Origin of the sequence: Pseudonocardia xinjiangensis, assembly GCF_012911925.1 — a bacterium.
Classification (GTDB): Bacteria; Actinomycetota; Actinomycetes; order Mycobacteriales; family Pseudonocardiaceae; genus Pseudonocardia; species Pseudonocardia xinjiangensis.
Genome location: NZ_JAAXKY010000077.1, coordinates 1 through 20,574, shown reverse-complemented (window position 1 = coordinate 20,574; position 20,574 = coordinate 1). Strand labels below are relative to the sequence as shown.

20 protein-coding genes are annotated in these 20,574 nt (G+C 71.4%); 4 read left to right on the top strand and 16 right to left on the bottom strand.

Features of this window, described 5'->3' with window-relative positions; translation table 11 throughout:
• The first annotated feature begins 189 nt into the window (after positions 1–189).
• Entirely contained in the window at positions 190–1,680 is a 1,491-nt protein-coding gene (locus tag HF577_RS21980) for an acyltransferase family protein (RefSeq protein WP_169397816.1), read from the top strand.
• Positions 1,681–1,707: 27 nt separating this feature from the next.
• Here the strand turns inward: HF577_RS21980 and HF577_RS21975 are convergent, their stop codons facing one another.
• The 3 genes from HF577_RS21975 to HF577_RS21965 all read right to left on the bottom strand — a co-directional run bounded on the left by HF577_RS21975 (position 1,708) and on the right by HF577_RS21965 (position 4,323).
• Complete coding sequence (locus HF577_RS21975) at positions 1,708–2,073, bottom strand: YciI family protein (RefSeq protein WP_169397815.1); 366 nt, start codon at positions 2,071–2,073, stop codon at positions 1,708–1,710.
• A 133-nt stretch (positions 2,074–2,206) separates the two neighbouring features.
• Positions 2,207–2,962 (bottom strand): decaprenylphospho-beta-D-erythro-pentofuranosid-2-ulose 2-reductase, encoded by a 756-nt coding sequence (locus HF577_RS21970; RefSeq protein WP_169397814.1) that lies wholly within the window; start codon positions 2,960–2,962, stop codon positions 2,207–2,209.
• Positions 2,962–4,323, bottom strand: a complete 1,362-nt coding sequence (locus HF577_RS21965; protein WP_169397813.1) for an FAD-binding oxidoreductase — start codon at positions 4,321–4,323, stop codon at positions 2,962–2,964. The genes HF577_RS21970 and HF577_RS21965 overlap by 1 nt, the downstream gene beginning before the upstream one ends.
• Positions 4,324–4,453: 130 nt before the next feature.
• Here HF577_RS21965 and HF577_RS21960 point away from each other — a divergent pair, with 130 nt between their 5' ends.
• Positions 4,454–5,059, top strand: coding sequence for a DUF1707 SHOCT-like domain-containing protein (locus HF577_RS21960; protein ID WP_169397812.1), 606 nt, complete (start codon positions 4,454–4,456; stop codon positions 5,057–5,059).
• Between the two features lie 15 nt (positions 5,060–5,074).
• Here the strand turns inward: HF577_RS21960 and HF577_RS21955 are convergent, their stop codons facing one another.
• Both HF577_RS21955 and HF577_RS21950 read right to left on the bottom strand, forming a co-directional pair.
• Positions 5,075–5,719, bottom strand: a complete 645-nt coding sequence (locus tag HF577_RS21955) for a nitroreductase family protein (protein ID WP_169397811.1) — start codon at positions 5,717–5,719, stop codon at positions 5,075–5,077.
• Between the two features lie 133 nt (positions 5,720–5,852).
• Positions 5,853–7,541 (bottom strand): DUF885 domain-containing protein, encoded by a 1,689-nt coding sequence (locus HF577_RS21950; protein ID WP_169397810.1) that lies wholly within the window; start codon positions 7,539–7,541, stop codon positions 5,853–5,855.
• A gap of 90 nt (positions 7,542–7,631) precedes the next feature.
• On the opposite strand from HF577_RS21950, the gene HF577_RS21945 reads away from it, so the two are divergent.
• Positions 7,632–8,045 (top strand): GtrA family protein, encoded by a 414-nt coding sequence (locus tag HF577_RS21945; RefSeq protein ID WP_169397809.1) that lies wholly within the window; start codon positions 7,632–7,634, stop codon positions 8,043–8,045.
• A gap of 58 nt (positions 8,046–8,103) precedes the next feature.
• On the opposite strand, the gene HF577_RS21940 is transcribed toward HF577_RS21945, so the two are convergent.
• From HF577_RS21940 to HF577_RS21900, 9 genes are all read right to left on the bottom strand, one after another.
• On the bottom strand, positions 8,104–9,408 hold the full coding sequence (locus tag HF577_RS21940; RefSeq protein WP_169397808.1) for a UDP-glucose dehydrogenase family protein: 1,305 nt from the start codon (positions 9,406–9,408) through the stop codon (positions 8,104–8,106).
• Positions 9,409–9,457: 49 nt separating this feature from the next.
• Positions 9,458–10,498: a right-handed parallel beta-helix repeat-containing protein gene (locus HF577_RS38585; protein WP_169397807.1), complete on the bottom strand. Its 1,041-nt coding sequence runs from the start codon at positions 10,496–10,498 to the stop codon at positions 9,458–9,460.
• Positions 10,495–12,459: a right-handed parallel beta-helix repeat-containing protein gene (locus tag HF577_RS38580; RefSeq protein WP_169397806.1), complete on the bottom strand. Its 1,965-nt coding sequence runs from the start codon at positions 12,457–12,459 to the stop codon at positions 10,495–10,497. The genes HF577_RS38585 and HF577_RS38580 overlap by 4 nt, the downstream gene beginning before the upstream one ends.
• Entirely contained in the window at positions 12,446–13,684 is a 1,239-nt protein-coding gene (locus HF577_RS21925; protein WP_169397805.1) for a glycosyltransferase, read from the bottom strand. Before HF577_RS21925 ends, HF577_RS38580 begins: the two co-directional genes overlap by 14 nt.
• A 286-nt stretch (positions 13,685–13,970) precedes the next feature.
• Positions 13,971–14,897, bottom strand: coding sequence for a galactofuranosyltransferase GlfT1 (gene glfT1, locus HF577_RS21920; RefSeq protein WP_169397804.1), 927 nt, complete (start codon positions 14,895–14,897; stop codon positions 13,971–13,973).
• Positions 14,894–15,661 (bottom strand): galactan export ABC transporter ATP-binding subunit Wzt/RfbE, encoded by a 768-nt coding sequence (gene wzt, locus HF577_RS21915; RefSeq protein WP_169397803.1) that lies wholly within the window; start codon positions 15,659–15,661, stop codon positions 14,894–14,896. Before wzt ends, glfT1 begins: the two co-directional genes overlap by 4 nt.
• A gap of 7 nt (positions 15,662–15,668) precedes the next feature.
• Positions 15,669–16,493, bottom strand: a complete 825-nt coding sequence (gene wzm / locus HF577_RS21910) for a galactan export ABC transporter permease subunit Wzm/RfbD (RefSeq protein WP_169397822.1) — start codon at positions 16,491–16,493, stop codon at positions 15,669–15,671.
• 186 nt (positions 16,494–16,679) lie between these two features.
• Positions 16,680–17,240 carry a bacterial proteasome activator family protein gene (locus HF577_RS21905; protein WP_169397802.1) on the bottom strand — a complete coding sequence of 187 codons (561 nt, stop codon included), beginning with the start codon at positions 17,238–17,240 and terminating at the stop codon, positions 16,680–16,682.
• Between the two features lie 136 nt (positions 17,241–17,376).
• Positions 17,377–18,372 (bottom strand): NAD(P)H-quinone oxidoreductase, encoded by a 996-nt coding sequence (locus HF577_RS21900; RefSeq protein WP_169397801.1) that lies wholly within the window; start codon positions 18,370–18,372, stop codon positions 17,377–17,379.
• A 54-nt stretch (positions 18,373–18,426) separates the two neighbouring features.
• On the opposite strand from HF577_RS21900, the gene HF577_RS21895 reads away from it, so the two are divergent.
• The gene (locus tag HF577_RS21895; protein WP_169397800.1) at positions 18,427–19,065 is read left to right on the top strand and encodes a GNAT family N-acetyltransferase; all 639 of its coding nucleotides are present in this window, start codon (positions 18,427–18,429) and stop codon (positions 19,063–19,065) included.
• Here HF577_RS21895 and HF577_RS21890 read toward each other — a convergent pair.
• Positions 19,059–19,595, bottom strand: a complete 537-nt coding sequence (locus HF577_RS21890) for a cupin domain-containing protein (protein ID WP_169397799.1) — start codon at positions 19,593–19,595, stop codon at positions 19,059–19,061. The genes HF577_RS21895 and HF577_RS21890 overlap by 7 nt on opposite strands.
• Positions 19,596–19,813: 218 nt before the next feature.
• The coding region (gene ypfJ, locus HF577_RS21885) for a KPN_02809 family neutral zinc metallopeptidase (RefSeq protein ID WP_169397798.1) at positions 19,814–20,574 on the bottom strand (761 nt) is incomplete at its 5' end.

Genomic DNA, 20,574 nt, shown 5'->3' with positions numbered 1-20,574 from the left:
TGCACGCTGTACTGAATCGGTCTGGTTCGCTGCCACCCGGTCGGCCGTACCGCTGCCAAGCGGGCAGTGACGGCCCGGGCCATACCGGTACGTTCGGGCTGGTAGGCGCACCATCGCTCGGCGTGTCGTCGTTTTCACCGTGTGACGACAGCAGGTCAGCTGACCACCACTCCGTCCGTCGGTCGAGGCGTGCCCAGCACGGAGCTGCGTGGTCTGACCGGGCTGCGCATCGTGGCAGCGGCGTGGGTCGTCCTCTTCCATTTCCACTTCACGCCCCTGGAGGCGGTCGCGGAGGTGGCCGCCGTGCTGGGGCCGTTGATCACCGCGGGCGCCCTCGGGGTGGACCTGTTCTTCGTCCTCAGCGGGTTCGTGATCACCTACACGTACCTGGACTCGCTGGGGCCCGCGCTGCGGGTCCGGGCCACCGTGCGTTTCGTCTGGGCTCGCGCCTGCCGCATCTGGCCCGTGTACGCGCTGGTGTTCCACCTGTTCGGGATCTGGCTGATGGCCCGCCTGTGGTACGGCTCCGACTCGGAGGTGGCGTTCCAGGCCGTGCAGCCGGATCTCGGCCCCACGGAGTACCTGCAGCAGCTGTTCATGGTCCAGCTCTGGGACAACCCGTTCTTCGACGGGGCGTCCTGGGTGGGGGCCACCTGGTCAATCAGTGCGGAGTGGCTGGCCTACCTGCTCTTCCCGGTGGGGGTGCTCGTCCTCTTCCGGCTGCGCAACCTCCCCGCCACGGTGCTGACCATGGCCGCGGTGGCGCTGATGGCTCCGATGGTCTGGGCCTACCTGAGCACCGGAACCCCGTACCACCCGTGGAGCTGGGCCGCCCGCATCCTCTGCGGCTTCAGCGGGGGCGCCGTGATGTACCTGGCCGTCCGCCGGAAGCGCCGGACGGAGGGGCTGCGACGTGGCGCATCGACCGCGGCGGTGGTGCTGCCGGTGCTGATCGCGGCCGGCCTGCTGCTGGGTGAGCTCCTCGGCCCCGGGCGCGGCGGCGCGGTGATCGCGCTGTTCCCGTTACTGGTGGGGGCGCTGGCCGTGGCCGACCGTGGACCGGCGATGGTGCTGTCGATGCCGTGGGCCGTGTACGGCGGCCGGGTCTCCTACAGCCTCTACCTCGTGCACATCCCGATGTTCGAGATCTACTGGCTGGCGCTGCAGAAGTTCTCCTCGCTGGGGCCCGGCACGCTGCTCGCGCACGTGACCGGCGTGGTCGTGCTGCTCTCGACGTTCGCGGTCGCGGCGCTGGCCTTCCACGCCGTGGAGGAGCCTGCCCGGCGGAGCCTGCGGGCGATGGCGCGGCCGGGCGATGCGGCGCCGGCACGGGCGTCGAGGTCTCCGCGGCACCGCGCCGTCGGGGGGACGGCGACCGGCTGGCCCGGTGTGGGCAACCAGTCGGCCACCAGGTTGACGTCGGAGGCGGCGACCGCCCGGTCCCGCATCGTCGCCGCGCGCCGCAACGCCGCCGCAGGCCGGAGCGGCGAGACGCGTGCCGGCGGGGGACCGGGCGGTTCGGCCCAGGTCTCCGCGGTGCCACGCCGCCGCCCGGCACCGGAGGCCGGCGGGCCGCCTCTGGCTGCCGCGCTGATCAATGCCCAGCGCAGGCAACCGCCGCGGCCGGGTGACTACGAGCGTTCCCTCTACGTGCAGGGGTACCTCAACGCGCGGGGCTGAGCGCCGGTCGGCTCGTGGCGGCCGCCGCTACCGGGTCCCCTCCGAGAACACGACCTGCCGCACCTCGATGGCCATCCCGTCGACGGCTGCGTCCGGGATCATGGCGGCGAGCTCGATCGCCCGCTCCCGTGTCTCGCACTCCACGAGGTAGAAGCCGCCCATGAACTCCTTGGACTCCAGGAACGGACCGTCGGTCACGACCGGTACGCCGTCGCGGCCCCGCACCACGACGCTCTGAGCCGGCTCGGCCAGTGCGTGGGTCGCCACCATCTCGCCGGAGGCCCTGATCGTCTCCATGAACGCACCGTGGCCGTTCATCACCTCGTCGCGCTGCTCGGGGGAGAGCGCCTCCCACACGGCCGGGTTCATCTGCATGATCAGCAGGTACTTCACGGTGTGCTCCTTCGGGGTCCGGTGCCGCGGTCGGGCTCCGTCGTGAACAGGTTCGAGCCTGGTCGGTCGACCGGCTCGCTCCGACCGGACGGTAGGCGACTGCGGCTGCCACCCCTCAGAGGTCGACGCCCGGTCAGATGGGCAGGCGGCGGAACACCGCGCGGGGCAGGTGCCGCAGCACGCTCATCACCACGCGCAACGGGGCCGGCGCCCAGACGAGCTCGCGCCGGTTGCGCACGGCGTCGACCACCACGGCGGCCACGGCCTCGGGAGTGGTGGACAGCGGGGCGGGCTTCAGGCCCTCGGTCATCTTGGTGTGCACGAACCCGGGGCGCACCACGGTGACGGCGACACCGGACGGGCGGAGCGCCATGGTGAGCCCGGAGTAGAAGGCGTCCAGGCCGGCCTTGGTGGAGCCGTAGACGAAGTTGGACCGGCGCGCCCGCTCCCCCGCGACCGAGGAGAACGCGACGAGTGAGCCGTGGCCCTGCGCGCGGAGCCGCTCCGCGAGCGCGACGCCCACCGAGACGGCCGCGGTGTAGTTGACCTGGGCGAGCTCGACGACGGTGGCGACGTCGGTCCACGCCTTCTCGTTGTCGCCGAGCAGCCCGAACGCGACAAGGGCCACGTCGATGTCGCCGCCGGTGAAGGCCTTGCGGACCACGTCGGCGTGGGTGTCGAGAGCGAGCGCGTCGAACGTCAGCGTCTCGACGGCGCAGCCGAGGCGCTCGAGGCGGGCCCGCGCGGCATCCAGCTGTTCGGACGGCCGGGCGGCCAGCACCACCCGCAACGGCCGGTCGGAGGCGAACGCCTCGACGACCGCGAGGCCGATCTCCGAGGTGCCGCCCATCAGCAGCACGCTCTGCGGGTTGCCCACGGCGTCGATCATCAGTTCGTCAGCTCCAGCCGTCTGGCCATGTCGGATGTGAAGACCCCGGTGGGGTCGACGTGGTCGCGCACCTTGCGCCACTCGTCGAAGCGCGGGTAGCCGCGGCGGATCGTCGCGGCGCTCGCCCGGGACTCCTTGGCGAGATACAGCCGGCCGCCCGCGCCGAGCACGAGCTCGTCGAGCTCGTCACAGAACCGGTGCAGCCCCCGCGCGATGGGGAAGTCGACGGTGATCGTCCAGCCGGGCTGCGGGAACGACAGCGGCGCAGCGTTGCCCTCGCCGAAGCGCTTGAGCACGTTGAGGCCGGACGCGTGCGGCGACTGCGCGATCTTCTCGACGACCCGGCGGAACGTCGGTTCCTGGCCGAACGGGACGAGGAACTGGTACTGCAGGAACCCGCGCGATCCGTAGACCCGGTTCCAGTCGCCGAACAGGTCGAGCACCTGGTAGAAGGTCGTGATGTTCTGGAGCGAGCCGCGCTGGCGCTTGGGCGCCTTGCGGTACCAGAGCTCGCTGAACGCCCTTAGCGTGAGCCGGTTGGCCAGTCCGTTCGGGAAGACGTCGGGGAACGACAGCAGCTGCGGCGCCTCGAACTTCAGGGGGTCGCTGCGCAGCTTCGCCGGCAGCTGGTCGACGGTGGCGAGCGAGCCGCGGGTGAGCACCGCCCGGCCGAGCTGGGCACCCGTGGTGGTGGTGTCGAACCAGGCGGCGGAGTAGCCGTAGGTGTCGTCGGAGCCGTCGGTGAGCAGGCCCATCAGCTCGTCGAGGTCGGCGGTGCGGTCGGTGTCGACCACGAAGTACGCCGACTCGGTGCGGTGCAGCTGTACCGAGGCGCGCACGATCACGCCCGTGAGGCCCATGCCGCCGACCGTGGCCCAGAACAGGTCGGACTCCGGCCCGTCCGGGGTGAGGGTGCGGAGCGTGCCGTCGGCGGTGACCAGGTCCAGCGAGAGGACGTGGTTGCCGAAGCTGCCCTTGCTGTGGTGGTTCTTGCCGTGGACGTCGGCGCCGATGGCCCCGCCGATCGTGACCTGCCGGGTGCCCGGCAGCACCGGCACCCACAGCCCGTACGGCAGTGCGCTGCGCATCAGCGCGTCGAGGCTGACCCCGCCGTCCACCACTGCGACACCGGTGTCGGCGTCGATGGAGTGGATCGTGGCGAGGCCGGTCATGTCGAGCACCGTGCCACCGGCGTTCTGGGCCGGATCACCGTAGGAGCGCCCGAGACCGCGGGCGATGATCCCGCGCGGGCCGGCCGCCGCGACCGCGGCGGAAACGTCGTCGAAGGACCTGGGTGTGAGCACCTGCGCCGTGGTGGGCGCGGTGCGGCCCCAGCCGCGCAGACTCGCCGTTCCGGACATCGGCGCCAGGCTACTCCCCGTAGAGATCGCGGTCGTGCCTCCACCCGGTGGGGCGTCCGCGCTGCGCTCGTTGCGTACGGGACCAGGATCAATCGGTCACCGAAAGGGCATTCCCCACTATTCTGCTGAGGTGAGCACGACGCCGCCGGACCCACCGGGAATCAGGATCTCCGACGCCGACAGGGAGCGTGCCGCAGCCCAGCTCCACCAGGCGCTCGCCGACGGCCGGATCACCGTGTCGGAGCTGGAGGAGCGGCTGTCGGTGATCTATGCCGCGCGGTACGAGGCCGATCTCCTGCCACCACTGGCCGACCTGCCCGGAGCGCACCAGGCCGCCCTCGCCGGTGCCGTCCCGCCGCCGCACGCGCCGGACGCACCGCCGCTGGTGCTGCGCACCGGAGCGTCCACGATCAAGCGCCGCGGCGCCTGGGACGTCCCGCCGCGGCTCCGGCTGCAGAGCGCGATGGGCTCGGTCGTCCTGGACTTCTGCGACACCCCGCTGCGCCACCCCGTGATCGACGTGGAGGTCGACCTCGGCGCGGGCTCGGCGCGGCTGCTCGTGCCGGACGAGTCCACGGCCGACGTCGATGCCGTCGTGGCCACCATGGGCACCGTCAAGAGCAGCGTCCCGTCCATCCGCAGGCCCGGCGTGCCCCACTTCGTGGTGCACGGCCGGGCCGGGATGGGCTCGGTCACGGTGCGGCGGCGGTACCGCTTCGCGGGCCACTACTTCTGAGGGGCCGTCCGGCGCTCACCAGCTGTCCCAGTGGGTGACGGCGTCGGAGTCGGTGCGCGGTGCGCGGCGGAAGTCGGTGCCGATCGTGTGGGCCACCGGGATCAGTGCCGTCTGCTGGACCGACTCGTACGGGATGCCGAGCACGTCGGCGGCCTCGCGCTCGTAGTGCAGATGGGCGGTGGTCCACGCGGTGCCGAGGCCGCGGGAGCGGGCGGCGAGCATGAAGCTCCAGACCCCGGGCAGTACCGACCCCCAGAGGTTCGCCTGCGCCACCACCGACGGGCTGGGTTCGCGGACGACGTGCACGCAGGGCACCAGCAGCACCGGCACCTCGTGCAGATGGTCGAACAGGTGTTGTGCGCTGTCGGCCATCCGCTGCCTGCCGTCGGCCTCCGAGCGGTCCACCCCGTCGTAGGGCACGGGCACGGTCGGCCGGGTCAGGCCCAGCCGGTACAGATCGGCGATCGCCGCCCGCCGTCCCGGGTCGGTGACGAACACGAACTCCCAGCGCTGGCGGTTGCGGCCGGTGGGTGCCTGCGCGGCCAGCTCCACACACTCGCGCAGCACCGACCGCTCGACGGGACGGGTGAGATCGAGCCGTTTGCGGACCGCACGGGTGGTGCTCAGCAGTTGGTCGGTGGACAGCTCGAGGACGGTCATCGGTCTCCTCCCGCGGCGGGTCGCGGACCCGTCCAGGGCCGTCCACCGCCGGCACCGGCACAACAGGGCGCGAGCCGATCTCGTTCCCGCCCGCCCGACGAGGCGTGGTCGAGCCTCGTCGGGCAGGAGCCTCCTACAGGCGGGCGAGCTCGTCGGTGAGGTCGTCCAGGCCGAGGCTGCCCAGTGAGAGTGCGGAGCCGTGCCAGGCCTTGGGATCGAAGTCCGCACCCCGGGCAGCCCTGGCGGCATCGCGGCCGGCCAGCCAGGCCCGCTCGCCCAGCTTGTAGCTGATCGCCTGACCGGGCCAGCCCAGGTAGCGCACGATCTCGCTGTCGAGGAACGGGCCGGGACGCCCGCAGTGGGCGCCGAAGAACGCGCGTGCCACCTCCGGGGTCCAGGTCTCCCCGGCGTGCACGGACGAGTCGGCGGGGACCTGCAGCCCGAGGTGCATCCCGATGTCGATCACCACGCGGATGGCGCGCATCTGCTGCGCGTCGAGGTAGCCGAGCCGGGTGCCGGGCAGCGTGAGATAGCCGAGCTCGTCCATCAGCCGCTCGGCGTAGAGCGCCCAGCCCTCGGTGTTGCCGGACACCGAGCCGACGGTGGTCTGGTACGTCGAGAGCCGGTCGGCGAGGTGCGCCCACCGGGCGAGCTGCAGGTGGTGGCCGGGAACGCCCTCGTGGTACCAGGTGCTGACCAGGCCCCACAGGGGGAACCGGGTCTGGCCGAGCGTGGGCAGCCAGGTGCGGCCGGGCCGGGAGAAGTCGAGCGACGGCCGCGTGTAGTAGGGCGCGGCGGCGCTGCCCGACGGGGCGATCATGGCCTCGACCGTGCGGATCGGCCCGGAGATGTCGAAGTGGGCGCCGTCCAGCTCGTCGATCGCGGTGTCCATCATCTTCTGCAGCCAGATGCGTACCTCCTCGACCCCGTCGACCGCGTCGCCGTTCTCGTCGAGGTGGCGCATCGCCGTGATCGGGTCGGCGCCGGGGAGCACCGTCTGCGCCTCGCGGTGCATCTCCGCGTCGAGCCGGCGGAACTCGTCCCATCCCCACGCGTAGGCCTCGGCGAGGTCGAGGTCCGACCCCGTGCTCAGGCGGGCCCCGAGCCGGTAGCGCTCGGCGCCGACGCCGTCGGGCGTGCCCTGGGCCGCGGGCAGGTACTCGTGGGCGAGGTGGTCGCGGAGCCCGAGCGCCGCGGCGGCGGCGTCATCGGCGGCGTCCGCCAGCGCGGCGCGCAACGCGGTGTCCTCGGGTGCCTTCGCGACGAACGTGTGGAACCAGGTGCCCTCCGCGCCGGCCAGCCAGGCGTCGAGCTGCCCGACGACCGTCTCGACCTGGCGGGGCGCCGCGTACAGGCCGCGGCGCGATCCCTCGGTGAGCGTGGCGACGTACCCGGCGTACGCCTGCGGCACCCGGGCCATCCGGCGGGCCACCACGTCCCAGTCGTCGGACGTGGCCGTCGGCATCAGCTCGAACAGCTGCCGTACCTGCTGGTGGGGTCCGAAGATGTTGCGCAGCGTCCGCAGGTGCTCCCCGGCGTCGCTCACGGCGAGCTGGGCCTCGAGACGTTCGCGCAGCAGGCGCGCACAGCGCCGGTCGTCGTCGTCGGCCACCACCGCCGCGGGGAGGGCGGCGAGCACGCTGCGCGCGAGGTCGTCGATCGCCTGCTGGCCGTCGGGGGAGAGGTCAGGGGTCCGGTCGTCGCCGGGGTGGGTGCCCAGCGAGGTCGCGGTCCTGGTGTCCAGGTCGGCGAGACGCCGGACGTAGTCGTCGGCGAGGGCGCGCACCCCGGTGGGGGTGCCGGCATCGGTCACGGTGGTCATCCGGATGATCGTGCCGGGCGAACCGGAATCGCGCAGCGGTGCATCCGGGGGAGGCACCGGGCGCTCGGACGCGGCGGATACCCTGCTGAGGTGACCGCGACCCGCCCTGCACCGGCCCAGCTCGGCCTGGTCGCGCAGCTGAGCCGGTTCGTCGTCATCGGCGTGCTGTCGGCCGGGGTCGACTTCGGCACCTACCAGGGGCTGCTCGCCCTCGGCACGTGGCCCGACGCCGCCAGGGCCGTGAGCTTCATCCTGGGCACCACCACCGCGTACCTCCTCAACCGGCGCTTCACGTTCCAGGTCGAGGGCGCGGCGCGGGCCCGGCTGGCGGGTTTCGTGCTGCTCTACGCCACCACGTTCGCACTCACCGTCGGGGTGAACGCGCTGATGCTGGCCGTGCTGCCTGCCATGCCGCTGCGGGTCAGCGTGGCGTGGGTGATCTCCCAGGGCACGGCCACGGTGGTCAACTTCGTGATGCTCCGCACCGTGGTCTTCCGGCGCTGACCCGTGGTCTTCCGGCGCTGAACCGGCCCGGCGGCCGAGTGCCGCCGGACCGGGTACGTCAGCTGCGGCCGAGCCCGATCCAGGCGAAGCCGGCCCGGCGGAGCACGTCGGGGTCGAGCAGGTTGCGGGTGTCGATCACCACGGGGGCACCGACCACGCCGCCGAGCGCCGTCCAGTCGAGCGTGCGGAACTGGGGCCACTCGGTGAGCACGACCAGCGCCGCAGCGTCCTTGGCGGCGTCCAGCGCGTCGTCGACGACGGTGATCCCGTCGGTCACACCGGGCACGTCGTGCGGGCAGGCCGGGTCGTACCCGACGAGCTCGGCCCCCTCCGCGCGCAGCAGCTGCGCGACGGCGAGCGACGGGGAGTCGCGCAGGTCGTCCGTGCCGGCCTTGAACGTGAGCCCGAGCAAGCCGATCCGCTGCCCGGCGAGCGAGCCCCCGACGGCGGTGCGGACCTTGTCGACCACGCGCTCCCGGGTGGTCTCGTTGGTGCGCAGGCTCGCCCCGACCAGCTCGAAGTCCATCCCCGCCGCCGCGGCGATCTGCAGCAGCGCGTGGGTGTCCTTCGGGAAGCACGAGCCGCCCCAGCCGGGGCCGGGGGACAGGAAGGTCTGCCCGATCCGCCGGTCGTAGCCCATGCCCTCGGTGACCTCGATGACGTCCGCGCCGAGCCGCTCACACAGGTCGGCGAGCGCGTTGACGTAGGACAGCTTCATGGCGAGGAAGCAGTTCGCCGCGTACTTGACCATCTCGGCGCTGGCCGCGTCGGTGAGCTGGGTGGGGGCACCGAGCTTCGAGTAGAGCGCGGCCACGCGCTCGGCGGCGTCCTGGGCGTCGCTGCCGACCACGATCCGGTCGGGGTGCAGGAAGTCGTGCACCGCGCTGCCCTCCCGGAGGAACTCCGGGTTGCTGACGACGGACACGTCGCGCCGGCCCAGCATCTTCCGGGTCGCCTCGGCCGTGCCGACCGGCACCGTGGACTTGTTGACCACGACGCAGCCCTTCGGCAGCAGGTGGCGCACCTCGTTCGCCACCGCTTGCACGGCGGCCAGGTCGGCTGCGCCGCCCTCGCCCATCGGCGTCGGGACGCAGAGGAACACCACCTCGACGGCGGGTTCTTCGGGCCGGACGATCGCCTGCCGCGCACCCAGGACGAACTCGAGGCGGCCGGCAGCGACGTTCTCGGCGACCAGCTCGGGCAGGCCGGGTTCCAGGATGTCGATCTGGCCGTCGTTCAGGCGGTCGATCTTGTCGGGGTCGATGTCGGCGCACACGACGTGGTGGCCGAGTGAGGCCAGGCAGGCGCCGGTGGTGAGTCCTACGTAGCCGGTGCCGATGACGGCGATCCGTCGAGCGAACACAGCGGCTCCTCTCGATTCGATTCGGTTGGTCTGGAGAGGTCGTGGTGGGTCAGCCGCAGGCTTCGGGGCTCAGACCCTGACCGGCGTCGACGCTGCGGTTGTCGCAGCCGACCCGGTTCCGCTCCTCGTTCTTGGTGACGTTGATCGCGTAGCCATCTGCGTTGACGGTGGCCGTGTTGGAGTCGAAGGTGTTGTCCAGGCCCCAGCCGTCGAGGATCTCGTGCACCTGGAACCCGTCCTTGGGGCTGTCGGTGCCGGTGTTGCCGACGATCGTCCAGCCGTTCCCCTTGATGTCCACCCAGGAGTCGGCGTCGGTCATGCCGGCGCCCGAGAACGTGTTGCCGCGGAGGATCCCGCCGGTGGTGCCTTCCTTGATGTCCACCGACTCCGAGGTCGTCCCGGAGATGGTGTTGCCCTCGATGAGGTTGCGGTCGCTGCGGTCGGGCTCGCAGTTCGTCTGGTCGCACCAGTTGCTCTCGGCGCTGCCGATGTAGATGCCCTCGCCGTACTTGCCGTTGCGCAGGCCGGTCTTCTGCACGGTGTTGCCCCGCACCACGTTGTCGGTGCTGTTCTGCCTGAGATGGATGGCTTCGTCGCCGGTGCCCTCCACGAGGAGGCCCTCGATGAGGTTGCCGTGCGCGCGGTCGGTCATCACGCCCTTCTGGCCGCCGCGGACGGTGAAGCCGCTCAGCTGCCAGTACGCCGTGCCGTCGAGGTGGAACGTGTAGCCGCCGTCGGTGGCGCCGCCGTCGAGGACGGCGTCGCGGGTTCCGCAGACGGCGATCGGCTTGTCCTGGGTGCCCTGCGCGGTGGCCACGAAGGTGCCTGCGTAGGTGCCCGGGGCGAGGGAGATCACCGAGCCCGGCTGGGCCCCGGCGAGTGCCTCGGTGAGCTCGTCGGCGGTGCGGACCTCGGTGGTGGGCTTCTGCGTGCACGCCGTGCCTGCCGTGGGAGGCGAAGGAGCGGGTGCCGGCGCCGGTTGTCCTCCGCCGTCGCCACCCCCGCACGCGGCCAGGGCAGCCACCGCCACCAGCCCGCCGACCAGGCCGGTGACCCGGCGCCGCAGCGGCGACCCGGGCACCGCCGTCACCGGCGGGCCCCTCGCCCGGAGACCACCGTGACGCGGGTGACCGGCAGGGCGACGGTCGGGGTGGCGACCTCCTCGGGCCGGTCCGGCGCCGGCTGCGCGGCATCGGGCGTGGGAACCGGCCGGGGCACCGGACGCATCGGCTGGGGCATCGGCCGGGCCATCGGGGCGACCGGCCCCGGCCTCCCGATCGAGGTGATCACGTGGCTGTTGCCGGGGACCGGAGGGCCGGGCGGCACGTTGACGTAGGGGTGGGCGTGCTCGTGCTCGTCACGCAGCCGCTTGCGGCGCTTGGTCCACAGCCGGGCGGCCAGCGGCAGGAGCAGGATGAGCAGCCACAGCAGCAGCAGGGGATGGGTCTTCGCGTAGTCGCTCCAGTAGCGCAGCTCGTCGCGGTCGACCGTCCAGCGGGTCTCGTCGTTGCCGGAGATGCCGACGGTTGCGGTGGCGCCCACCCGGTTGACGTCGAGGGCGGCGAGGCCACGGCCGGCCAGCTTGTTGGTGGTGACCGACGACCCGGTCACCTGCCCCACCAGCGAGATCCCGTAACGGGACGCGGCGCGCACCTCGTTCTCCTGGACGGTGGCCGATGCGTCGGTGACCTGGATCGCGATCACGGCCGAACCGACGCGGTTGCCGGTGACCTGCGCGGCCCGGGTGCCGCCGCGCACCGCGATGCCGAACTCGGCCGCGTCGACGGTGTTGCCCGTGACGGAGGGCCGCTCCGCGTCGCCGCGCAGCACGATCCCGTCCTTGTTGCCCGACACGGTGTTGTCGCGCAGCGCGAGGCCGCCCGCCTCGACGGCGAGGATCCCGGCGTCGATGTTGCCCGTGGCGGTCGAGCGCTCGATCGTGTAGCCGGCGCCCTGGGCGGTGCTCGCCCCGCCCGCGGTGGCCTCGGCGGCCAGCGGGGATCCGTCGATCCGGATCCCGTTGCCTGCGTTGTCCGAGGACGTCACCTCGGTGAGGGTGATGCGCTCGGCGCCGCGCGTGGCGGTCACGCCGTCGCGTCCGTTCCCGCTGCTCGTGACGTCGGTGGCGGTGACGCCGCTCGTCTCCCGGTGCAGCAGCAGCCCGTCCAGCTCGTTGTCGCGCAGGGTCGCGTCGTTGACGACGATGTCGCTGGCGCGGCTGGTGAAGATCCCGTAGTGGCCGCGTTCGACCGTCATGTGGTTCGCCGAGCCGGTGGCCGGTGCGCCCGCGCTGCCGGTCCAGGCCACACCGCCGGTGCGACCGCTCCAGAACCCGAGGTCGGATGCCTTGACCTCGGTGAGGTCCATCCGGGCCCCGACGGCGCGCACGTAGGCGCGGCCGTCACCGCGGTCGGTGTCCGGCGCGTTCGCCGTCGGGTCCCAGCTCGTGATGGTCAGGGGGGCGTCGGGACCACCGGAGAGGGTCAGCGTCCCCTTGAAGGCGACCAGGGTCGCGAAGCCGCTCGGGCCGCTGGCCAGCTTCAGGGTTGCGTTCGGCTCCTGGATCCGCAGCTCCGCGCCGCGCCCCACCACCACGGACCGGCTCAGCAGCCAGGAGCCGTCGGGTTGCCGCGCGGCGGCGTTGAGCCGCTCGAGCGAGGGGAGGTCGTAGGGCTGGGATCGGGGGGTGAGGACCACGGTGGGAACGGCCTGGCCCGCTGCGGCCACCTCGTAGGGGGTTTCCGACGGAGGCCGGTCGCTGACGATCGCGAAGAGCCGGTCGTCCTCGGCCTCGACGAGGGTCGCCTGGTGCTGCTGCGCTTCCGTGGTGGGGGCGACGTCGTCCTCGGCGTCCGTCGGGGCTTCGACGACCCCGGCCTCCTCGGCGTCGTCGAGCCTGCTGCCGGTGTCGGTCGGGTCCGGGCCGAGGACCCGTTCCACCATGCCGGTCTGGACGGCGCCCGCCGCGATGCCGCCGACGACGACGAGCGCCGTCAGTGCCACGAGCCAGCGACGGCTCTTCCGGCGGGGGGTCGGTTCAGGCTGCGCCACGGGTGTCCTCCGTCAGGCTGGCTTCGTCCTGGCCTTCGCCGCCGACGAGGTCGGCGTGCCGGGTGAGCCACCCCTGCTTGTTCATGGTCACGAATGCCCAGGTCTTGATCGGTAGAGCCACGAACATGATCACGAAAGTGACGAGCGGCAGGATGATGAGGTCGGACGGTCGGCGGCGCAGGTGCGAGAAGCTGCGGATGGCCCGGCCGATGAACAGCCACGCGATGCCGAGGATCACGGCGAGCTCGCGCTGGGGGCTGAACCACGCGGCGACGAGGTAGTAGACCGTCGCGAACATGGTGACCGGCGTGAACAGGATCTGGAACACGGTCAGCTGCGAGATCAGCGGGACGCGCCACAGCCAGCCCTTGAAGATGGACGTGAGGTAGCAGCGGTAGGAGTTGCGGCTCCAGCGGACACGCTGCTTGCAGAACGCCTTGAACGTCGAGGGGAACATCGACAGCGCCCGCGCCGAGTCCTGGTGCTCGGTGCGGTAGCCCTGGGCCAGCACCAGCCAGGTGAGCCTGCCGTCGTCGCCTGCGACGCAGCGCCTGCCCAGGAAGAACTCGTGCTCGAGGTTGGCCAGAACCGGCATCACCGCGGAACGGCGGTAGGCCGCGGTGCGTCCGGAGACGCAGACGACGCCCCCGCGCCGAGCCGTGGCGGGCACGTAGTCCATGTACCGCAGGTCGATGATCCAGTCGGCGACGCGGCGCCAGACGCTGCTGCGGGGCTCGAAGACGTTCTGCCGGGTGCCGACAGCGCCCACCTTCGGGTTGACGAAGGGCATCTGCACGGCGTCGAGCAGGCCCGGCTCCCACGCGGTGTCGGAGTCGGTGAGGACGAGTACCTCGTACCGGGCGGCCCGGATGCCGACGCCGAGGGCCGAGCGCTTGCCCTCGTGGGCGAACATCATGACGTGGATGCGCCGGTCCTGGCGTGCCATCAGACGGTCGCGGGCTTCGAGGTCCTCGACGTCGAGCACGATGATCACCTCGGTCGGCCCCTGGGCCAGCCATGTGTCGAGGCAGCGCAGGAGGACGTCCGGGTCCTCACGGAACGAGGGAACGACCACCGAGGTCGTGGTCCGGAAGTCGTTCACGAGAGGGCGGTAGCCGGCGGACATGACCTTGCGGATCAGCCAGACCGACCAGGAGATGCCGCCGATGACACCGACCGGCAGGAAGAGCTGCCAATGCTCCAGAAAGCGGAGCCAATCCCACATCTTGTCCCCCGATATCCGACCACTATCGAGTGGGGAAATTAGCAGTGCGGGGTGGACAGCGATCACCTGGAGTGGTGAGCGGGGGTGTTAACCATCCTTTTACCTTGATCGGTCGAGATGCGCTTCTCTGCACGTCAGGGGGGTTGTGTCAGCGATGACTTACACATTCCGAGAACGCGCGGGCGTGCACACGACTAACAGAAGAAAAAGATACGGCTAAGTGATGTGATCGTAATCACACCCAATCGGGTGGGTGTTGATAGCTTGCAGTGACGACGTGATTACGTCAGGCGCGGTGGAACCGCTCGGCACGCCCCTGGCGCACGAGCCGCACCCACTGTGCGAACTGCTTCGGGCTGCGCTTGGTGACCAGGAAGTACCAGGCGAACCGCGGCACCTCCAGCAGCCCGACCTTGCGCATGCCCGGCTGCGACACGAGGTACCCGCGGTTGCGATAGGTGTAGTAGCGCTTCACCGGGTCGTCGGGGTCGCGCGCGTGCAGCCGGCCGCCGAGCATCGGCTTGTCGTCGTCCGACCCGGCCGGATGCAGGTAGGCGGCCCGGAGCGACGTGCCGAACGGCAACTCGGACCGCACCAGCCTGCGGTGCATCTCCACCTCGTCGCCGCGGACGAACAGCCGCAGGTCCGGGACCCCGATGACGTCGAGAGTGGCGGCCCGGAACAGCGCCCCGTTGAACAGCGCGGCGACCCCGGGGAGCAGTTCGTCGTCGGCGCCGTGGCCGACGTCGGCGGCGAGTGCCGCCCGCGACCGGTGCCAGGTGAGCCCTCGACGTACCGGGAACGCGAGGCGGTCGGGGTGGTCCTTGTCGGCGACGGTGGGCGACACCGCGGCCAGCCCGCGGCGCTCCGCGAGATCGACGAGGGTGGCGAGCACCGTCTCGTCGGCGGCGTGGCCGTCGTCGTCGCCCAGCCAGATCCAGTCCGCGCCCATGGCGAGTGCGTGCAGCATGCCGAGGGCGAACCCGCCGGCGCCACCGAGGTTGCTCCAGGACGGCAGCCACGTGGCGGGCAGGCCACTGGCGTCGACGATGTCGCGGGCCGGTTGGTCCGGCCCGTTGTCGACGACGATCAGGTGGGCGATGGGGTGGGTCTGCTTCGCGAGCGCGGCCAGCGAGTCGACCAACATGTCGGTGCGATGGCGCGTGACGACCACCGCGACGACCGAGCCGGCAGGGAGCGGCTCCTGTCTCACCGGGTGGCTTCGATCTCGGCCAGCACGTCGCGGCCCTTGTAGTGGCGCAGCACCTCGCGCAGGGGCCCGTGCTCCCGGATCGTGCCCCGGTCCATCCAGATGGCCGTGTCGCAGAGGTCGGCGAGGAACTCGTCGGAGTGCGATGCGAACACGAGGATCCCGGACCGCTCCACCAGCTCGTTGAGCCGGTTGCGCGCCTTGGCGAGGAACTCCGCGTCGACCGCGCCGATGCCCTCGTCGAGCAGCAGGATCTCGGGGTCGATGCTGGTGACGACGCCGAGCGCGAGCCGCACGCGCATACCCGTGGAGTAGGTGCGCAGCGGCATCTTGAGGTAGTCACCCAGCTCGGTGAAGGCCGCGATGTCGTCGACCCGCGACTCCATCTGCTTGCGCGTCATGCCGAGGAAGAGGCCGCGGATGAGGATGTTCTCCAGCCCGGAGATCTCCGGGTCCATCCCGACGGCCAGGTCGAAGACCGGCGCCACCTTGCCGATCACGGAGGAGCGTCCGCGGGTGGGCTCGTAGATGCCCGACATGAGCCGCAGCAGCGTGGACTTGCCCGCTCCGTTGTGCCCGACGAGCGCGACGCGGTCACCCTTGCGCAGGGACACCGTGATGTCGCGCAGCGCCTCGATGATGGGCACCTTCGAACCGGTGCCGATCCGGCCACCCGCTCGGCCGAGCACGGCCTTCTTCAGCGACCGCGTCTTGGCGTCGAAGATCGGGAAGTCGACGGCCGCGCCGTCGAGATCGATGCTGACCATGCCGTCCTCAGACCCAGTACGCGACGCGGGAGCGGTAGTTGCGGAGGCAGACGAGCGCCGCGATGCAGCCCGCCACCGTGATGACACCGACGACGATCCAGTGGTGCCAGACGATCGGCTCGCCGAGCAGCGGCTCGCGAAGGATCTCGACGAAGTGCAGCACGGGGTTCAGCTCCGCGATCCGGGCCCGTTCGGCGACGGCCGGGTTCTTCAGCAGAGTGTCGTACTGCCACACGATCGGCGTCACGAAGAACAGCAGGTTCGCGAGGCTGGCGATGATCGGCGGGATGTCACGGAACCGGGTGGCGATGATGCCCGTGAGCACGGTGATCCACGCGCCGTTGACGATGAGCAGCATGAAGGCGGGGATCGCCAGCAGCAGCGACCAGCCCAGCGGCGGCCGGAAGATCGCGGCGAGGATGCCCCACACGACGAGGTTGTGCAGGAAGAACAGCGTCTGGCGCCACACGAGCCGGTAGACGTGCAGGCTCAGCGGAGCCGGCAGGAACCGGATCAGACCCTCGTTGGCGATGAAGACCTCGCTGCCCTCGAGGATGCAGCCGTTGATGAAGTACCAGATCAGGAGACCGGTGGCGACGTAGGGCAGGAACGTGCGGATGTCCTCGCCGAACAGGGCGCCGTAGAGGATGCCCATGGCCGTGGCGACCACGGCCATGGTGATGCTGATCCACAGGGGCCCGAGCACCGAGCGGCGATAGCGCTGCTTGATGTCCTGCCAGCCCAGGTATCCCCACAGCGGTCGCTGCCGCCAGCCCTGCCCGAGGTCGTCGAAGGCACGCCGCCAGCTGCGCGAGGGAGCAGCCTCGGGCATGACCGCCGGCACGGACGTCGCTTCCTCGGCCCGGTCGTCACCGGTGGTCATCGTCTGAGCCACCCGATGAGCGTACCGACGGGTGGTGACGGGCTCGTGCGGGCCTGCCCCGATTGCAGCAACGCCACGTTGTTGTAATTCCGAGGCATGTCCGCGGCCGGTCCCGTCACCTGCCGGTGCGGCCCGCTACAGGTACTGACCGGTGCCCCTGCCGAGGCCACCCTCGGGGCCGGGCTGCTGCGGCACGGCACCGGGAGGTAGGCCTCGACGCATCTGCTCCAGCTGCGCACGGGCGGCCATCTGCTGCGCGAACAGCGCCGTCTGGATGCCGTGGAACAGCCCCTCCAGCCAGCCGACCAGCTGCGCCTGCGCGATCCGCAGCTCGGCGTCCGACGGGGTGCTGTCGTCGGTGAAGGGCAGGCTGAGGCGGTGGAGCTCGTCGCGCAGCTCGGGCGCGAGACCGGTCTCCAGCTCCTTGATCGAGTTCTCGTGGATCTCGCGGAGCCGGTTGCGCGACGCCTCGTCGAGAGGTGCCGCCCGCACCTCCTCGAGGAGCTGCTTGATCATCGTGCCGATCCGCATGACCTTGCCGGGCTGCTCGACCATGGCTCCCACACCGCCCTGCTCGCCACCGTCCTCGCCCGACTGGGGCAGCGTCGCCATGCCCACCGGCTGGCCGTCCGGCCCGATGACCACGACCTGCTGCTCGCCGTTGCCGTTCGCGTGCTGCTCCGATGGCTGACTCATGATCTCCATGTTCCCGGGCGAGCAGACGCACGCTCGCCGCATCCACGCTCGCCACATCACTGTCGATGTCCTGTTCCCCGACACCGTATCCGGACGCCGGGCCGCCGGCTGGTGCTCGCCGGTCGGCCGGTGTCCCTCAGCCGTTGCCCGGGGTCACCAGCAGCAGCTTCCCCACCACGCCGCCGGCTTCCAGCTGCGCGTGTGCCTTGCCGGCGTCGGGCATCGGGACGGTGCCGTGCACGATCGGCCGCACCTTCCCGTCCTCGATCATCGGCCACACCTGTTCCCGCACGCCTGCCACGACCGCGCCCTTGCCGTTGGGTCCGTCCACCGGCCGCCCGCGCAGCCCCATCGCGGTGATGCTGGCCCGCTTGACCAGGAGCTTGTTGAGGTTGACCTCGCCCTTCGCGCCGCCCTGCAGGCCGATGATCAGCAGCCGGCCGTCGGGCGCGAGCGCGTCGATGTTGGCGGCCAGCCCCTTGGCGCCCATGTTGTCGAGGATGACGTCGGCGCCGTGGCCGTCGGTGGCCTTCTTGAGCTCGGCGGGGATGTCGTCGTGGTAGTCGATGACGATGTCGGCACCCAGCTCGCGGCAGCGCTCGAGCCGGTCCGGCGCCCCTGCCGTGGCGGCCACCCTGGCGCCGAGCGCCTTCGCCACCTGGATCGCGTGCGTCCCGATGCCGCTGCTGCCGCCCTGCACCAGGAACGTCTCACCGGCGCTGAGCCGGCCCGCTGCCACGATGTTCGACCAGACCGTGCACGCCACCTCGGGGAGCCCGGCGGCCGTCACGATGTCGACGCCGGAGGGCACCGGCAGCAGCTGCACCGCGGGCACGACCACCTTCTCCGCGTACCCGCCACCGGCGAGCAGCGCGCACACCTCGTCGCCGACCTGCCACCCCTCGACGCCCTCGCCGAGCTGCGCGATCCGTCCGGAGCACTCCAGGCCGATGGTGTCCGACGCACCGGGGGGCGGCGGGTAGTGGCCCTGGCGCTGGAGCAGGTCGGCGCGGTTGACCGCGCTCGCCACCACGTCGACGACGACCTCTCCGGGGCCCGCTACGGGGTCGGGGACCTCGGTCCACTCGAGAACGTCGGGACCGCCCGGTTCACGAACCGTGATTGCATACATGACCTCGAAACTATTCGGTCGAGTCCGTCCGTGCAGATCCGGCAGGGTGCTGTCATGACGCTCCCCGACCCGTGGCCGCTGCGCCGGCTGGCCCTGTGCACCCCACGCCTGGAGCTGCGCCCCGATGACGACGACGGGCTGCTCGAGCTCGTGGAGGAGGCGCACCGCGGCGTCCACCCTCCCGACGAGATGCCGTTCCTCGCCCCCTGGACGGACCATGTCGGCCACCGCACCCTGCAGCACTACTGGTCGCAGCGGGCTCAGTCCGGCCCGGAGAACTGGACGCTCAACTTCCTGGTCCGCCTCGACGGCCGCGTGGTCGGCATGCAGGGGCTGACGGGCCAGAACTTCGGCCTCGTCCGCGAGGTCAGGACAGGCTCCTGGATCGGCCTGCGCCACCAGCGCCGCGGGATCGGCACCGAGATGCGCGCCGCGGTGCTGGCGTTCGCGTTCGACCACCTCGGAGCGGTCCGGGCCCGTTCCTCCGCCTTCAGCGGGAACGTGGCGTCGCTGCGCGTGTCGGAGCGCCTCGGCTACCAGCACGACGGCACCGAGACCGTGGTGCGGCGGGGGAGGGCGGGCCAGGACGTACGGCTGCTCGTCACGCCGGACCGGTTCGTGCGGCCGGACTGGGCGCTGCGGGTGGAGGGCCTCGACCCGTGCCGCGAGCTGCTCGGCGTCCCCGCTCAGTAGGGCAGGTCGGCGTCCTTCCAGCCGTCGTTCTGCTCGGCGTTGTCGAGGATCTTCTGCCAGCGCGCGGGGCTGCGTTCGGTCTCGTGGAAGTCGGTGCTGGTGGCGTGCCGGAACTCCAGCACCTCGGCACCCTCCGCCCCCGCCGTGTAGCCGTACGCCTTGCCGGCCGGGACGAAGAAGCCACCGCCCGGCTCGATCACGCGCTTGCCGAGGATGGCCTTGCCCTGGAGCACGTAGTAGAGGCAGTCGCTGTTGTGCGTGTGCGCAGGGAGGATGTAGTTCGGCGCAAGGTAGACGCGCACGATGCTGAACCCCTCCGACCCCGCGTGGCAGAACGGGACCAGCGACCGCAGACCGTTGAACATCGACGTCGCGGCGAACTCCTCACCCGGACCCGGGGTGAAGGTGACCTCGGTGAGCATGTCGCGCAGCGAGTGCATCGGCTCCCCGGTGAAGATGGAGAACTCGTCCGCAGCAGGGAGCTTCGGGTCCTGCAGGTCCTGGGGGGCCGCGTCCGCCGTCGAGGTCATGGGTCGTCCTCTCGTCCTCTGCCACATCGCAGGTCGTGAGCCACGCTACGAACCCCCGCAGCGCCCGGCTACGGCAGTTCCGACGGGCGGAAGCAAACCCCCCGCGAGTCGCCCGCCCCGGCCGCGCGAGTCGCCCGTAACGGGGCCGAGATCCGCGTATGCGCCCTCCGAAGGGCCAACAGCCGGATCTCGCACCGATCATCGCGCCGGCACAGGGGTCAGCCGAGGTTGACGCCGCTCGCGAACGTGTCGCACCGTGCCGGGTCGCCGCTCTGGTAGCCCGTCGTGTACCAGCGCTCGCGCTGCTCGGACGAGCCGTGGGTGAACTGGCTCTGGTCCACCCGGCCGCCGCCGAGCTGGGACTGTATGTAGTCGTCGCCGATCCGGGACGCGGTGTCGAGCGCGGCGTTGACGTCCTGCTGGGTGACGTCGGTGATCAGCGGGCGTCCGGACGCCGTCGGCACCGACGTGGCGTGGTTGGCCCACACGCCCGCGTAGCAGTCGGCCTGCAGCTCGAGCCGCACCGTGCCCGACGTCGGGCCGGTCTCCCCGGAGCGGACGCGCTCGTTCGTCCCCAGCAGTGCCTGGATGTGGTGGCCGTACTCGTGGGCGATCACGTAGGCCCGCGCGAACGGCCCGCCCTCGGCCCCGAAGCGGGTCTCCAGCTCGCGGAAGAACGAGAGGTCGATGTAGATCTCGTTGTCGCCGGGGCAGTAGAACGGGCCGGTGTCCGAGGTGGCGCTGCCGCAGCCGGTGCGGACGCCGCCGGTGAAGAAGTTGGTGCGCGGCGGCTGGAAGTTGATGTTGGAACGGGCGAACGTGTCGCTCCAGTAGCCGTCGAGCGAGTTGACGACTGCCACCACCTCGCAGTCCAGCTCCGTGTTGGCCTGGGCTCCCGTCCGGCAGCTCGACGCCGCCTGTGACGTGTCGGCCGTCTGCCCGTCGGAGAGCCCGCCCAGCCCGCTGGGCAGCCCCATGC

Bases quoted from the DNA above. Each gene is read 5' to 3' on its own strand.
- HF577_RS21950 (WP_169397810.1), bottom strand. From the start codon at position 7,541: ATGACCACCGTGACCGATGCCGGCACCCCCACCGGGGTGCGCGCCCTC.
- HF577_RS21890 (WP_169397799.1), bottom strand. From the start codon at position 19,595: ATGACCTCGACGGCGGACGCGGCCCCCCAGGACCTGCAGGACCCGAAG.
- HF577_RS21970 (WP_169397814.1), bottom strand. From the start codon at position 2,962: ATGATCGACGCCGTGGGCAACCCGCAGAGCGTGCTGCTGATGGGCGGC.
- HF577_RS21905 (WP_169397802.1), bottom strand. From the start codon at position 17,240: ATGAGTCAGCCATCGGAGCAGCACGCGAACGGCAACGGCGAGCAGCAG.
- HF577_RS21895 (WP_169397800.1), top strand. From the start codon at position 18,427: ATGACGCTCCCCGACCCGTGGCCGCTGCGCCGGCTGGCCCTGTGCACC.
- wzm (WP_169397822.1), bottom strand. From the start codon at position 16,493: ATGCCCGAGGCTGCTCCCTCGCGCAGCTGGCGGCGTGCCTTCGACGAC.
- HF577_RS21900 (WP_169397801.1), bottom strand. From the start codon at position 18,372: ATGTATGCAATCACGGTTCGTGAACCGGGCGGTCCCGACGTTCTCGAG.
- wzt (WP_169397803.1), bottom strand. From the start codon at position 15,661: ATGGTCAGCATCGATCTCGACGGCGCGGCCGTCGACTTCCCGATCTTC.
- HF577_RS21955 (WP_169397811.1), bottom strand. From the start codon at position 5,719: ATGACCGTCCTCGAGCTGTCCACCGACCAACTGCTGAGCACCACCCGT.
- HF577_RS21925 (WP_169397805.1), bottom strand. From the start codon at position 13,684: ATGTGGGATTGGCTCCGCTTTCTGGAGCATTGGCAGCTCTTCCTGCCG.
- HF577_RS21965 (WP_169397813.1), bottom strand. From the start codon at position 4,323: ATGTCCGGAACGGCGAGTCTGCGCGGCTGGGGCCGCACCGCGCCCACC.